The 14640-nt window shown below is 67.4% G+C and carries 9 protein-coding genes; 1 reads left to right on the plus strand and 8 read right to left on the minus strand.

The window, feature by feature from the left end:
- Positions 1-47 precede the first annotated feature (47 nt).
- From dxs to ngcE, 8 genes are all read right to left on the minus strand, one after another.
- Positions 48-1976, minus strand: coding sequence for a 1-deoxy-D-xylulose-5-phosphate synthase (dxs, locus tag ABT063_RS32580; RefSeq protein WP_351063336.1), 1929 nt, complete (start codon positions 1974-1976; stop codon positions 48-50).
- 191 nt (positions 1977-2167) lie between these two features.
- Entirely contained in the window at positions 2168-3472 is a 1305-nt protein-coding gene (locus ABT063_RS32585; RefSeq protein WP_351063337.1) for a sugar ABC transporter permease, read from the minus strand.
- Positions 3469-4260: an ATP-binding cassette domain-containing protein gene (locus tag ABT063_RS32590; RefSeq protein WP_351063338.1), complete on the minus strand. Its 792-nt coding sequence runs from the start codon at positions 4258-4260 to the stop codon at positions 3469-3471. The genes ABT063_RS32585 and ABT063_RS32590 overlap by 4 nt, the downstream gene beginning before the upstream one ends.
- A 194-nt stretch (positions 4261-4454) precedes the next feature.
- Positions 4455-5558 (minus strand): ABC transporter substrate-binding protein, encoded by a 1104-nt coding sequence (locus ABT063_RS32595; protein WP_351063392.1) that lies wholly within the window; start codon positions 5556-5558, stop codon positions 4455-4457.
- A gap of 133 nt (positions 5559-5691) precedes the next feature.
- Positions 5692-6891 (minus strand): ROK family transcriptional regulator, encoded by a 1200-nt coding sequence (locus tag ABT063_RS32600; RefSeq protein ID WP_351063340.1) that lies wholly within the window; start codon positions 6889-6891, stop codon positions 5692-5694.
- Between the two features lie 182 nt (positions 6892-7073).
- Positions 7074-7997 (minus strand): carbohydrate ABC transporter permease, encoded by a 924-nt coding sequence (locus ABT063_RS32605; RefSeq protein ID WP_351063342.1) that lies wholly within the window; start codon positions 7995-7997, stop codon positions 7074-7076.
- Between the two features lie 4 nt (positions 7998-8001).
- Positions 8002-8928: a carbohydrate ABC transporter permease gene (locus ABT063_RS32610; protein ID WP_351063343.1), complete on the minus strand. Its 927-nt coding sequence runs from the start codon at positions 8926-8928 to the stop codon at positions 8002-8004.
- Between the two features lie 28 nt (positions 8929-8956).
- Positions 8957-10417 (minus strand): N-acetylglucosamine/diacetylchitobiose ABC transporter substrate-binding protein, encoded by a 1461-nt coding sequence (gene ngcE / locus ABT063_RS32615; RefSeq protein WP_351063345.1) that lies wholly within the window; start codon positions 10415-10417, stop codon positions 8957-8959.
- Positions 10418-10799: 382 nt separating this feature from the next.
- On the opposite strand from ngcE, the gene ABT063_RS32620 reads away from it, so the two are divergent.
- Entirely contained in the window at positions 10800-14627 is a 3828-nt protein-coding gene (locus ABT063_RS32620; protein WP_351063347.1) for a GH92 family glycosyl hydrolase, read from the plus strand.
- Positions 14628-14640 lie beyond the last annotated feature (13 nt).

A 14640-nucleotide genomic window follows, 5' to 3' on the forward strand; every position in this document is an offset into this window, starting at 1 on the left:
CCACTCTTCGCAGTGGTGGACGCGGCCCGTTCAGGCGTGTCGCCGCGTCAATCGCGCGCGGGCTCCACCGAGTCGACCTCGGCTGCCGTACTGCCGTACCGGCCGTCCAGCTTGGAGACCAGACCGGTGACCTGGCGGGCGATGTCGGGTGCGGTGAGCCCGATCTCCGCCATGACCTCGGCACGGGAGGCGTGGTCGAGGAAGCGCGGCGGGATGCCGAAGTCACGCAGCGGGACGTCGACGCCCGCGTCGCGCAGGGCCTGCGCGATCGTCGAGCCGACGCCGCCGACACGGGAGTTGTCCTCGACGGTGACGACCACGCGGTGCCGCTCGGCGAGCGGGGCCATGGCCTCGTCGACCGGCTTGACCCAGCGGGGGTCGACGACGGTGGTGGAGATGCCCTGCTTGTCGAGGAGGGAGGCGATCTCCAGGCACATGGGAGCGAGGGCGCCGACCGACACCAGAAGCACGTCCGGGGTGTCGGTGCCCGGCTCGCGCAGCACGTCCATGCCGCCGACACGCCCCACGGCGGGTACGGCGGGACCCACGGCGCCCTTCGAGAAGCGCACCACGGTGGGCGCGTCGTCGACCTTCACGGCCTCCCGCAACTGCGCGCGCACCTGGTCGGCGTCGCGTGGGGCGGCCAGCCGGAGCCCCGGCACCACCTGGAGGATCGACATGTCCCACATACCGTTGTGGGAGGCGCCGTCGGTGCCGGTGATGCCGGCCCGGTCCAGGACGAACGTCACACCGCACTTGTGGAGGGCGACGTCCATCAGCACCTGGTCGAAGGCACGGTTGAGGAAGGTGGCGTACACGGCGAAGACCGGATGCAGACCGCCCGCGGCGAGGCCCGCCGCGGAGACTGCGCCGTGCTGCTCCGCGATGCCGACGTCGTAGATGCGGTCCGGGAAGGCGTCCGCGAACTTCTTCAGGCCGACCGGCTGCAGCATCGCCGCGGTGATCGCGACGATGTCCGCGCGCTCCTTGCCGAGCTCGACCATCTCCTCGCCGAAGACGGAGGTCCAGTCGGCGCCCGAGGCCTTGATCGGCAGACCCGTGTCGGGGTGGATGGGGCCGATGCCGTGGAAGCGGTCGGCCTCGTCCTGGAGGGCGGGCTGGTAGCCGCGGCCCTTCTCGGTGAGGCAGTGCACGATGACGGGGCCGCCGAAGCGCTTGGCGCGGGCCAGCGCCGACTCCAGGGCCTCGATGTCGTGTCCGTCGATCGGCCCGACGTACTTCAGCCCCAGGTCCTCGAACATGCCCTGCGGCGCGATGAAGTCCTTCAGCCCCTTCTTCGCCCCGTGCAGGGTCTCGTACAGCGGCCGGCCGACGACCGGGGTGCGCTCGAGCACCTCCTTGGTCCGGGCGAGGAACCGCTCGTAGCCGTCCGTCGTCCGCAGCGTCGCGAGATGATTGGCCAGCCCGCCGATGGTCGGCGCGTACGACCGCTCGTTGTCGTTGACGACGATGACCAGCGGGCGGTCCTTGGCGTCGGCGATGTTGTTGAGCGCCTCCCAGGCCATACCGCCGGTCAGGGCGCCGTCACCGATCACGGCGACCACGTGGTCGTCGCGTTCGAGGATCTGGTTGGCCTTCGCGATGCCGTCGGCCCACCCGAGGACCGTCGACGCGTGACTGTTCTCGATGACGTCGTGCTCGGACTCGGCCTGCGAGGGGTAGCCGGACAGGCCGCCCTTCCTCTTCAGCTTGGAGAAGTCCTGACGGCCGGTGAGCAGCTTGTGCACGTAGGACTGGTGACCGGTGTCCCAGAGCACCTTGTCCTTGGGCGAGTCGAACACCCGATGCAGGGCGATGGTGAGCTCGACCACACCGAGGTTGGGGCCGAGGTGGCCGCCGGTCTTGGAGACGGCGTCGACGAGGAAGGTCCGGATCTCCTCTGCCAGCTGGTCCAGCTGCTCCAGGCTGAGCCGGTCCAGATCGCGCGGTCCCCTGATGCGGGTCAGCAGCGGCACCCGTGCCTCCTTGCAGTAGAGCTGATCGAGCTGTTTCCGGGCTTGTCGAGTCTAATGTTCCGCCTTCGCGCCCGGCGCCCGGGCGGTGCGTGATGGGTCACGCGATCGGCTGTACCCAAGTTGTGCCGTTCCTACGACATGACTGTTGCCCGGCACCGCCTTTGGTGCCGGGCAACAGGGTTGGTGCGCGCCTACGCGCGGCCCGCGGTCTTCTGCGTCTTACGGGTCACCGCGTCGATGACCACGGTCGCCAGCAGCACCCCACCGGTGATCATGTACTGCACCGGAGAAGCGATGCCCTCCAACGCCAGCCCGTACTGAATCGACACGATCACCAGCACACCGAGCAGCGCGTTCCACGTACGCCCACGCCCACCGAACAGCGACGTGCCACCGATCACAGCCGCCGCGATCGCGTTCATCAGCAGGTCACCGCCACCGGCCCCCTGGTTGGCGGAAGCGATCTTCGAGGCGATGAACAGACCGCCCACCGCCGCGAACGTACCGGCGATCGCGAAGACCGAGATCCGCACCAGCTCCACATTGATACCCGCACGACGAGACGCCTCGACACTGCCGCCGAGCGCGAACACCTTGCGGCCGTACGTGGTGCGGCGCAGCACGAAGTCCGTGACCAGCAGCACGGCGATGAAGATCACCACGGCCAGCGGCAGGCCCTTGTACTGGTTGAAGACGATCGCGACGGCGAAAGCCACGGCAGCCAGCAGCACCGAGCGCAGGATGATCTCGCTCAGCGGCCGGGACGGCACACCCGCGGCCTCGCGGCGGCGGTTGCCGAAGAACGAGGTGAGGAAGTACAGCCCGGTCACCGCGATCGCGAGCCCGTAGGCGGCGGCCACGTCGGAGAAGTAGTAGCTGGTCAGCTTGGCGACCACACCGTCGCTGTCCAGGTTGATCGTGCCGTTCTGACCCAGGATCTGGAGCATGAAGCCGTTCCAGAACAGCAGGCCGGCCAGGGTGACGGCGAACGCCGGGACGCCGATCTTGGCGAAGAAGAAGCCGTGGATGGCGCCCGCGGCCGTGCCGGTGAGGATGGCCAGCACGAAGGCGAGCCACTCGTTCATGCCGTTGCTGACGTTGAGGACCGCGAAGGTGGCGCCCGCGACGCCGCTGACCGAACCGACCGACAGGTCGATCTCGCCGAGCAACAGCACGAACACGATGCCGACGGCGATCATGCCCGTACCGACCATGGCGACGGACATGTCCGACAGGTTGCCCGCGGTGAGGAAGTTGGAGTTCAGGCTCTGGAAGATGATCCAGATGACGGCCAGGCCGATGACGACCGGGATGGAACCCAGGTCACCCGCCTTCATCTTGCGCTTGAACTCGGTGAGGTAACCCGCGAAACCCTGTTCGCGCACCAGCAGCCGGGGGTCGACGACGGTGACGGCCTTGGCCGCCGCCTCGGGGTTCTCCACGACGTGCGCGTCCTCGGGGGTCCCCGGGGTCGCGGAGGTCTTGTCGATGCTCACTTCTGGATCTCCCCATTGGTGCGCGCCGCACGACGGGTCACGGCGTTTTCCGTGGCGCCGGTGATGGCGGAGATGATCTCTTCCTGCGAGGTCGACTTGACCTCGAAGACGCCGTTGTTGCGCCCCAGACGCAGCACGGCGACCTTGTCGGCCACCGCCTTCACGTCGGCCATGTTGTGGCTGATGAGGATCACGGCGTGACCGCGCTCGCGCAGCCGCTCCACGAGGTCGAGGACCTGGGCGGTCTGCTCGACGCCCAGGGCGGCGGTGGGTTCGTCGAGGATGACCAGCTTGGGCTCGCCGAGCATGGACCGGGCGATGGCCACGGTCTGGCGCTGACCGCCGGAGAGCGAGGCGATCGGGATGCGGACGCTGGGGATGCGGATCGACAGCGTGTCGAGCAGCTCGCGCGAGCGGCGCTCCATCTCGACCTCGTCCAGGACGCCGCGCTTGCGGAGCTCCCGGCCCAGGTAGAGGTTGCCGACCACGTCGATGTTGTCGCACAGCGCGAGGTCCTGGTAGACGGTCGCGATGCCCAGGTTCTGGGCGTCGTGCGGCTTGTTGATCTGGACGGCCTTGCCGTCCCACTCGATGACGCCCTCATCGATGGGGTGCACGCCGGCGATCGTCTTGACCAGCGTGGACTTTCCGGCGCCGTTGTCGCCGACCAGGGCGACCACTTCACCGGCATGGACCTCAAGCTCTACGTCGGTGAGCGCCTGAACGGCACCGAACCGCTTGGAGACCCCGCGCAACGCCAGCACGGGCGTAGCGGACACGTGAACCATCTCCTTCGCCGCCTGACCCGGCGGGAGGTTGTGCAGAAGAGTTGGGGGGGTTCCGTCCGGCGCCCCGCAACGAGCTTGCGGGGCTGTCTGTTACGCGGGGCACCGGACGGAGCCTTGAGCATCAAGTCCCTGAGGACCTCCCGTACGGGAATTCGAGGACGAATTCCCGTAGCGGGGAAGGGACTTGCGGCTGCTTACTCGAGGCCGATCTTGTCGCAGGCGGCCTTGTACTTGCCCGCGCAGATCTCGTTCACCGTGTAGATGCCGTCCTTGATGACGGTGTCCTTGATGTTGTCCTTGGTCAGCGAAACGACCGGGACGAGGACGGAGGGCACGCCCTTGGTGGTCGGGCTGTCGACCTTGTCCTTGGCGATGGAGTCGAGCGACTCGCCCTTGGCGAGGGCGACGGCCATCTCGGCGGCGACGTCGGCCTCCTGCGGGTACGGCTTGTAGACGCTCATGTACTGCTCGCCCGTGACGATGCGCTGCACGCCCGCGAGTTCCGCGTCCTGGCCGGTCACCGGGATGTCGCCGATTCCGGCGGCCTTGAGGGCGGTGATGATGCCGCCGGCCATGCCGTCGTTGGCGGAGTAGACGCCGACGATCTTGTCCTTGCCGAGCGCGGAGATGGCGCCTTCCATGTTGGCGTTGGCGTTGGCCGGCTTCCACTCCTTGGTGTCGTACTCGCGGCCGATCTTCACCTTGCCGTCGAGGACGGAGTGGGCGCCCGCCTTGAACTGGGCGGCGTTCGGGTCGGTGGAGGACCCGTTCATCATGACGATCTGGCCGTCCTTGGCCTTGTCGCCGAGGGCCTTGAGGAGGGCCTCGCCCTGGGTCTTGCCGACGGTCTCGTTGTCGAACGAGGTGTAGGCGTCGATCGGGCCCTGCGCCAGGCGGTCGTAGGCGACGACGGGGATTCCGGCGTCCTTGGCCTTCTGCACCGAGTTCTTGATCGCGGCGGCGTCGACCGCGTCCACGATGAGCACGTCCACCTTGTTGGTGACCATCGTGTCGACCTGCTGGCTCTGCAGGCTGGCGTCCTGCTTGGCGTTGGCGTAGACGACCTCGCCCTTGTTGCTCGTGAGCTCCTTGACCTTCTTCTCGATCAAGGGCTTGTCGAACTTCTCGTACCGGGCGGTCTCGTTCTCCGGCAGGAGCAGACCGACCTTGATGTCGTCGCCCTTCTTGGGGCTCGACGCGGCGGAGTCGTTGTTGTCGCCGGACTCCTTGGCGCTGCCACAGGCAGCAAGCGAAACGGCCATCGCACCGGCGGCAACAGCGACGGCGGCACGACGCATACGCGTGTTCACTTCAGAAACCTCCCTGACGAGGCCGCGACATTGCGACCGAGGTGGCTGGAAGTCAACTCGGCCATACGTGCGACGTCAAGAAGTAAATCCTTAACGGGTTGGCAACGGTGCCATCCGTTCTCTAAGTGAAGGCGGGTGCGGCAGCATGCAGGGTGCTGTCCAAAAGGGTTGAATCGCCCATCTCGCTGAGTGCGAGAGCGAGTGCCCCGAGCACCTCCGCGCGGCCACCGAGTGCCCCCGGGAGAACGGAGAGTTGACGGGCCGCGCTGGGGATGGCGTAGCGGCCGACGGACTCCCTGATCGGCCCGAGCACCAGCTCACCGGCCTCGGCGAGATCACCGCCGAGAACCACCCGGCTCGGGTTCAGCAGATTGCAGAGATTGGCGACTCCACTGCCGATGTGACGGCCGACGTCGGCGATCACCCGACGGCAGCCCGGGTCTCCGTCACGTGCCAGTCGTACGACGCCTTCCATCGTCAGGTCGGTGCCGTGGCTGGACTGGAGCAGCGGCAGGACATAGCGAGCGGCCGCGAAGGTCTCCAGGCAGCCGCGGTTTCCACAGCGGCAGACGGGGCCGGATTCGTCGAGCGTGATATGTCCGATCTCCCCCGCCGTGCCGCCGGGGCCCCGGTAGATCTTCCCGTTGATCACCAGGCCCGCGCCGACACCGCTCGCGACCTTGATGTACGCCAGGTCCCGCACCCCCCGGCCGCTGCCCCAGACCAGTTCGCCGAGGGCGCCGAGGTTGGCGTCGTTGTCCACGTGCACCGGCACGCCGAGCCGCCCCCGCAGCTCCTCGGCGGGCTTGGTGCCGGTCCAGCCGGGCAGAATGGCGGTCGAACCCAGCGTGCCGGACTCCACGTCGATCGGGCCGGGGACACCGAGGCCCACGCCGGCGATCTTGGAGCGGTCCACTCCGGTGGCCTCGATCAGCCGGGTGACCAGCTGTTCCGCCCGGTCCAAGCCCTGCGTGGAGGAGGCGTCCACGTCCAGCGGCTCGGACTCCTCGGCGAGCACCTGGTGGGCGAGGTTGCCGACCGCCACGCGCAGGTGGGTGTGCCCGAAGTCGACGCCGATGACGATGCCGGCGTCCCCGCTCAGCGAGACGCTGCGGGCCCGGCGGCCGCCCGCCGATGTGGGCGTGACCTCGACGGTTCCGCCGTCCTTGAGCTCGCGCACGATGTTGGAGACGGTCGCCGCGGACAGGCCCGTCGTCCGTGCGATCTCCGCCTGCGTGAGCGACCCGGCCAGCCGCACGGCTCGTACGACCCGCTCCAGGTTGGCTCGGTGCAGCGACGACTGCGACCCCGGAGTCTCCACGACGACCTCCTGCGCGCGGGACCGCTTCGATGAGGCCCCGTCCATGTCCAACTAGTGAACTCTAAGCTGAGCCGTTCGGGTCGCCTCCCGTCAAGAGGTTGAACCGCATCCGCGTCGTCGCACACAGCGACGGAGCGCCGCGCCCGGAGGCCGGGAGCGGCGCCCCTGCGGGCGGAGAGTCGCTACTTCAGCGCGCCCGCCGTCAGCCCCTGCACCACCTGTCGCTGGAAGATGATGTACGCGGCGAGGACCGGCAGCATCGCCATGACCAGGCCCGCGAACAGGCCGGACCAGTCGCCCTTGTACCCCTGGCTGACCGCGAGTTGCACCAGCCCCTGGGTGAGGACGCGCTTGTCCGGGTCGGTGTTGAGCACCGTCGGCAGCATGTACTGGTTCCACTGCCCGAGGAAGTTGAAGATTCCCACGCTGACCAGGCCGGGCTTGGCCATCGGCAGCATGATCTGGAAGAACGTCCGGGAGTGCGAGGCGCCGTCCACGAAGGCCGCCTCCGCCACCGAGGTCGGCAGGGTGCGGAAGAACGCGGTCAGGAAGAACACCGTGAACGGCAGCGAGTAGGCGATGTAGACCAGGATCAGGCCGTGGATCGTGTTCAGCAGCCCCATGTTGTTCACGACGTAGAACAGTGGGACCAGCGCCAGCATGATCGGGAAGCTCATGCCGCCGATGAACAGGTAGTAGATGAACCGGTTGCCCGGGAAGTCGAAGCGGGCCAGTACGTACGCCGCCATGGAGCCGAGCACCAGCGTGCCGATGAGCGAGCCACCCACCACCAGGACGGTGTTGAGGAAGTAGTCGCTCATGTTGGCCTCGGTCCAGGCCCGCGACCAGTTGTCGAAGTGCAGCTTGTCCGGCAGCGACCAGGGCGAGCCGAAGATGGAGCTGTCGTCCTTGAAGGAGGTCATCACCGCCCACAGCAGCGGCAGAACGACCATGATCGCCCAGAGGACCAGGATCCCGTGCGAGAAGACGTTGAGGGTGGTGCCCTCCTTCTTCTCCTTCTGGGGCGGGCCGGCCGGGGCGTCGACCTTGGCGACGGGCGCACCCGACTCGGCCGGTACGGGGGCGGGGGTCTCGGTCGTCTTCATCTGATCAGTACTCCAGCCGCTCGCGTCGGCCCAGCCGCATCACGAGGGCGGCGAAGGCCAGCGTGACGACGAGCAGGGCGACGCCGATGGTGGTGGCGTAGGCGGCCTGCCCGTCACGGAACGCCTTCTGGTACACGTACAGGACCATGACGGTGGTCGAGTAGTCGGGACCGCCGGGCCCGGTCGTCATGATCTGTACGACCGCGAACGACTCGGCGCCCAGGGCGAGGATGCCCATGTAGACCCAGCCGGACTGCACGGTGTCCCACAGCAGCGGCAGGGTGATCCGGAAGAACGTGGTGGCACGGCCGGCGCCGTCGAGCAGCGCGGCCTCGTAGAGGTCGGTCGGGATGGAGGCCATGCCGGCGGAGAACAGCACCACGAAGAAGCCGACCGTGGACCAGACCAGTACCGCCAACACGCACCACAGGGCCAGGCTCGGGTCGCCCAGCCACAGCGGCTGGACGCTGTCGAGCCCGATCCCGCGCAGGAACGAGTTGATGGCGCCGCTGTCCGGGTTGTACGCGAAGGCGAACAACAGGGCGACGATCGCGATCGAGAGCACCTGTGGAAAGAAATAGACGATCTTGTAGAAGGAAGAGCCCCGGACACCGGAGATGACCGGGCCGCCCTTCCTTCTCCGGCCGCCCACATTGATCATGAAGGCGAAGAACAGCGCCAGGCTGATCGTCACCAGCGGCAGCACGACCGCGAACATCAAGCTGTGCTGCAAGGACTTCCAGAAGATCTCGTCGTCCAGCATCCTCCGGTAATTGTCCAGGCCGACCATCTTGAATTCGGGGCTCAGGCCGGTCCAGTCCGTGAACGAGTAGTAGATGGACTGGATGAACGGCCAGACCACGAAGAGCGCGTACAGTCCCAGGGGCAAGGCCAAAAACCCCACGATGAACCGGTACTTGCCATGCTGCATCGCTACTCCGGTGCCGTGAGAATGCCGGTTACTGGTGCTTGTAGTGCTTGATCGAGGTGTCCTTGGCGGTCTCGTCGGCGAAACCCTGGATCTTCTTGATGGCCTCGGCCGGGGTAAGACGGCCGGCCATCATCTCGCCGAGGCCGGACACGCCGATCTTCTCCTTCTGCAACTGCACGTACCAGTCCTGCATACGCGGATTCACCACGTTCTCCCCGGCCTTTTCCAGCGCCGCGACACCGGATTTCAAACCGGGTGTGAGGGTGATGCCGTCGGTGCCGCCGTTGTAGGCGGTGAGCGACTTGACCTTGCTGGTGAAGTTCCTCGAGGACGCCTCGCTGAGCATGATGCGCAGCTGCTCCATGCCGCCGGTGCCGTTCTTCGCCTTGGCCGGGACGATGAAGGGCTCGCCGCCGGAGGCCCAGATGGTGCCGAAGGACATCTTGTCGGAGGAGTCGATGCCGGTGGGCGCGGAGACGGCCAGGTCGAAGTCCTTCGGGATGACGTTCGCCGACTCGTTCTCCACCCAGGAGCCGTTCGGGATGAACAGCGCCTTGCCCTTGGCCCAGGCGGTCTGCGACTGGATGTGGTCCAGACCGGGGGTGCCCCTGAGGATGTAGCCCTTCTTGTAGAGCTCGTAGTAGGCGTCGAAACACGCCTTGACCGCCGGGTGCTTCCAGGCGTTCGGCTCCAGGTTGTCGATGGCGTCGAGGACCTCGGCGCCGCCCACCTTGCCGATCATCGGGTAGAGCGAGAAGGGGAGGTAGTACGGGTACTTGCCCGCGTACGTCCAGCCCGCCATGCCCTTCTTCTTGGCCTTCTCGCACACCGCGAGCATCTGGTCCCAGGTCTCCGGGTACTGCTCGTCGAGCGAGTCCAGGGCCTTCTGCGAGTACCAGACGCCGTACACCGTGTAGGCGTAGTACATGATCCAGACCGGGTCGCCGTCCAGCTGGCCCATCTCCACGATGCCGGGGCGGAGCGTGTCGCGGACCTTCTTGTTCGGGTCGTCGTAGGACGGGGCGTCGAGGAGCGGGGTGAGGTCGGCGAGCTGGTTCTTGCCGGCCAGGACGCCCATGTCCATCTGCTCGGCGCCGGAGTTGTCGATGAGGTCGGGCGGCGTGCCCTGGTTGAAGCGCGGCTGCAGGGTGGACTGGATCTTCTGGGTGGCCGAGAACTTCACCTTGGCCTTGGGGAAGTCCTTTTCGTAGATCTTCACGGCGTCCTCGGCGTACTCCTTGCCGAAACCGCCGTCGAACAGGACGAATTCCATCCCCGCGGTGTCGTTTACGCCAAGCGGGTTCTTGGCGGTCTTCTCGCCCGCCTTGGCCTTGTCGCCGTTGTCGTCGCCGCCACTGCTGGCGCACGCGGACAGGAAGCTCATCGTGGGGACGGAGATCAGGCCCAGCGCGGCGGACCGCTTGATCAGATCGCGGCGGCCGACGCCTGCGGTGCCGTTCTCGGTGTTCTCGGCGGAAGTGGATCCCATGCTCAAGTCCTCGCCTTCTCCAGGACTCAGGCGGTGAACCGGATCCTTCCCGGCACCGCGGTCAGGTCAAGCAGGGTCGTGCAAGAAAAGTGGATCATGAAGTGGAGCGTGACGTGCGGATCGCGTGAAGTGCCGACAGGTATAGTCCATTTCCCGGCAGTGGAGCAAGATCGAATGCAAGGTTGGCCGCGGGTCTTTTCCGAGTTGAGACCTCGCGGAAATATGAGTGCCCTGTGTGCCACTTGCCGGAAAAATCCCTGACATAGACCCCGAATGCCACAGCCAACACCCTTGACAACACTGCACACTTGAGTCACAACTGGTTCCTTGCGCAGCGAAGTTGACAACGTTGTCCTCACCAGCGCAGGGAGGGTGCTCGCGTATGCGGCAGCACAGGGTTCGGCACAGACGGGGCAGGGCGGGAAGAGCGGGTTCGGCGGTCGTGGCGTTCACGGCCGTCTTCGCTGTGGCGGTGGGCTCGCAGGGGACCGCGGTCGCCCTGCCGGAGGCACCCACCGCCGACCGGGGGTTCGCCTCCTCCTTCGAGGCGGGCGAGCCGGCACCCGACTGGCTCAACACCGTCGACACCGCACCGGACGGCGGCAAGCGGGCCTCAGGCGTCGACGGCGGCTACAGCACCGGTATTCCGGGCAATGTCACCGACCACGTCACGGACGTACGGGCGAGCGGCGAGAACACCGGCGGCGGCGAGGTGAAGGAGAACCTCGTCGACGGCGAGCCGTCCACCAAATGGCTCACCTTCGAATCCACCGGCTGGGCCGAGTTCGACCTGGACAAGCCGGTCAAGGTGGTGATGTACGCGCTCACCTCGGCGAACGACGTCGCCCAGCGCGACCCGCAGGACTGGACCCTCCAGGGCTCCACGGACGGCAAGAACTGGAAGACCCTCGACACCCGCTCCGGCGAGTCCTTCTCCGAGCGGTTCCAGACCAAGACGTACGACATCCCGCCGGCGGCCGCCGCGGAGTACCGGCACTTCCGGCTGGACATCACCAAGAACAACGGCGCCGACATCCTCCAGCTGGCCGACGTGCAGTTCTCCACCGGCGGCAGCGACGGCCCCGTCCCGCAGGACATGCTCTCCCTGGTCGACCGCGGCCCGAGCGGCTCGCCCACCGCGAAGGCGGGCGCCGGATTCACCGGAAAGAGGGCCCTGAGGTACGCCGGTCGGCATACGGCGGACGGGCGGGCGTACTCGTACAACAAGGTCTTCGACGTGAACGTGGCGGTCGGCCGGGACACCCGGCTGTCGTACCGGATCTTCCCGTCGATGGCGGACGGCGACCGGGACTACGACGCGACGAACGTGTCGGTGGACCTGGTCTTCACGGACGGCGGCTCGCTGAGTGACCTCAGGGCGACGGACCAGCACGGCTTCGAGCTGAGTCCGCGAGGGCAGGGCGCCGCCAAGGTGCTCTACGTCAACCAGTGGAACAACGTCGTCTCGCGGATCGGGTCGGTCGCGGCCGGGAAGACCGTCGACCGGATCCTCGTCGCGTACGACTCCCCCAAGGGCCCGGCGAAGTTCCGCGGCTGGCTGGACGACGTGACGATCGAGCGGGCCGCGCCCGAGAAGCCGAAGGCACATCTGTCCGACTACGCGCTGACCACCCGCGGCACCAACTCCAGCGGCGGCTTCTCCCGCGGCAACAACTTCCCGGCGACGGCCGTCCCGCACGGCTTCAACTTCTGGACGCCGGTGACCAACGCCGGCTCGCTGAGCTGGCTGTACGACTACGCGCGGGCGAACAACGCGGACAACCTGCCGACCATCCAGGCCTTCAGCGCCAGCCATGAGCCCAGCCCCTGGATGGGCGACCGGCAGACCTTCCAGGTGATGCCGTCGGCCGCGTCCGGCACCCCGGACCACGGCCGGGAGGCCCGGGAGCTGGCCTTCCGGCACGAGAACGAGACCGCGCGGCCGTACTACTACGGGGTGCGGTTCGAGAACGGGCTGAAGGCGGAGATGGCGCCGACCGACCACGCGGCCGTACTTCGCTTCACCTATCCGGGCGACGACGCGAGCGTGCTCTTCGACAACGTGACCGACCAGGCCGGGCTGACCCTCGACAAGTCGGCGGGCGTCGTCACCGGGTACTCGGACGTGAAGTCCGGACTGTCGACCGGCGCCACCCGGCTCTTCGTGTACGGCGTCTTCGACAAGCCCGTGACCGAGGGCTCCTCCAGCGGGGTCAAGGGCCATCTGCGCTTCGACGCCGGCGACGACCGCTCGGTCACCCTCCGTCTGGCCACCTCGCTGATCAGTGTCGACCAGGCGAAGGACAACCTGCGCCAGGAGATCCCGGACGGCACCTCCTTCGAGTCGGTCAAGTCGCGCGCCCAGCGCCAGTGGGACCGGATCCTCGGCAAGGTCGAGGTCGAGGGAGCGACACCGGACCAGCTGACGACGCTGTACTCCAACCTGTACCGGCTGTACCTCTACCCCAACTCCGGCTTCGAGAAGGTCGGTTCGAAGTACCAGTACGCCTCGCCGTTCTCGCCGATGCCCGGCCCCGACACACCGACGCACACCGGCGCGAAGATCGTGGACGGCAAGGTGTACGTCAACAACGGCTTCTGGGACACCTATCGGACGACCTGGCCGGCGTACTCGCTCCTGTCGCCTCGTCAGGCGGGCGAGATGGTCGACGGGTTCGTGCAGCAGTACAAGGACGGCGGCTGGACCTCGCGCTGGTCCTCGCCGGGGTACGCGGACCTGATGACCGGCACCTCCTCGGACGTGGCCTTCGCGGACGCCTACGTCAAGGGCGTCGACTTCGACGCGAAGTCGGCGTACGACGCGGCCGTGAAGAACGCGACGGTCGTGCCCCCGTCCTCGGGTGTGGGCCGCAAGGGCATGGCGATCTCGCCCTTCCTCGGCTACACCAGCACCGACACGCACGAGGGCCTGTCCTGGGCGCTGGAGGGCTACCTCAACGACTACGGCATCGCGCGGATGGGCCGGGCCCTGTACGAGAAGACCGGCGAGAAGCGCTACAAGGAGGAGTCGGAGTACTTCCTCGACCGGGCCCAGGACTATGTGAACCTCTTCGACTCCGAGGCCGGTTTCTTCCAGGGCAGGGACGCCAAGGGCGACTGGCGGGTCGAGTCCTCGAAGTACGACCCGCGCGTGTGGGGCTACGACTACACGGAGACCAACGGCTGGGGCTACGCCTTCACCGCCCCGCAGGACAGCCGGGGCCTCGCCAACCTCTACGGCGGCCGCGGCGGCCTCGCGGAGAAGCTCGACGAGTACTTCGCCACCCCGGAGACGGCCTCGCCGGACTTCGTCGGCTCCTACGGCGGGGTCATCCACGAGATGACGGAGGCGCGGGACGTCCGGATGGGCATGTACGGGCACTCCAACCAGGTCGCCCACCACGTCAACTACATGTACGACGCGGCAGGGCAGCCCTGGAAGGCGCAGCGGAACGTGCGCGAGGTGCTGTCGCGGCTGTACACCGGCAGCGAGATCGGCCAGGGCTACCACGGCGACGAGGACAACGGCGAGCAGTCGGCCTGGTTCCTGTTCTCCGCGCTGGGCTTCTACCCGCTGGTGATGGGCAGCGGCGAATACGCCGTCGGCTCCCCGCTGTTCACCAAGGCGACGGTCCATCTGGAGAACGGCCGGGAGCTGGTGGTCAGGGCGCCGAAGAACAGCGCGAAGAACGTGTACGTGCAGGGGCTGAAGGTCAACGGCCGTACGTGGACGTCGACTTCGCTCCCCCACTCGCTGCTGTCTCGCGGCGGTGTTCTGGACTTCGACATGGGACCGCGGCCCTCGTCGTGGGGCACCGGCAAGAACGCGGCGCCCGTGTCGATCACCAAGGACGACAAGGTGCCGACGCCGAGGGCGGACGTGCTGGAGGGTGACGGGGCGCTCGTCGACAACACGTCGGCGACCGAAGCCTCGGTGTCCACGGTCGAGTTGCCGGTCGCCGAGAGTGCGAAGGCGGTGCAGTACACGCTGACGTCGTCGTCGGACCGTACGAAGGCGCCGACCGGGTGGACGCTCCAGGGATCGGCCGACGGGACCACGTGGAAGACCCTCGACGAACGCTCCGGGGAGTCCTTCTCCTGGGACCGGCAGACCCGGGCGTTCACCGTGAGATCGCCGGGTACGTACGAGAGGTACCGCCTGGTCCTCGACGGCACGGCGACCGTCGCGGAGGTCGAACTGCTCGCCTGAGCAACGGAGTTGG

This window comes from Streptomyces sp. NPDC002838, assembly GCF_040295365.1.
Classification (GTDB): Bacteria; Actinomycetota; Actinomycetes; order Streptomycetales; family Streptomycetaceae; genus Streptomyces.

Bases quoted from the DNA above. Each gene is read 5' to 3' on its own strand.
- ABT063_RS32590 (WP_351063338.1), bottom strand. From the start codon at position 4,260: ATGGTTCACGTGTCCGCTACGCCCGTGCTGGCGTTGCGCGGGGTCTCC.
- ABT063_RS32595 (WP_351063392.1), bottom strand. From the start codon at position 5,558: ATGCGTCGTGCCGCCGTCGCTGTTGCCGCCGGTGCGATGGCCGTTTCG.
- ABT063_RS32605 (WP_351063342.1), bottom strand. From the start codon at position 7,997: ATGAAGACGACCGAGACCCCCGCCCCCGTACCGGCCGAGTCGGGTGCG.
- ABT063_RS32610 (WP_351063343.1), bottom strand. From the start codon at position 8,928: ATGCAGCATGGCAAGTACCGGTTCATCGTGGGGTTTTTGGCCTTGCCC.
- ngcE (WP_351063345.1), bottom strand. From the start codon at position 10,417: ATGGGATCCACTTCCGCCGAGAACACCGAGAACGGCACCGCAGGCGTC.
- ABT063_RS32620 (WP_351063347.1), top strand. From the start codon at position 10,800: ATGCGGCAGCACAGGGTTCGGCACAGACGGGGCAGGGCGGGAAGAGCG.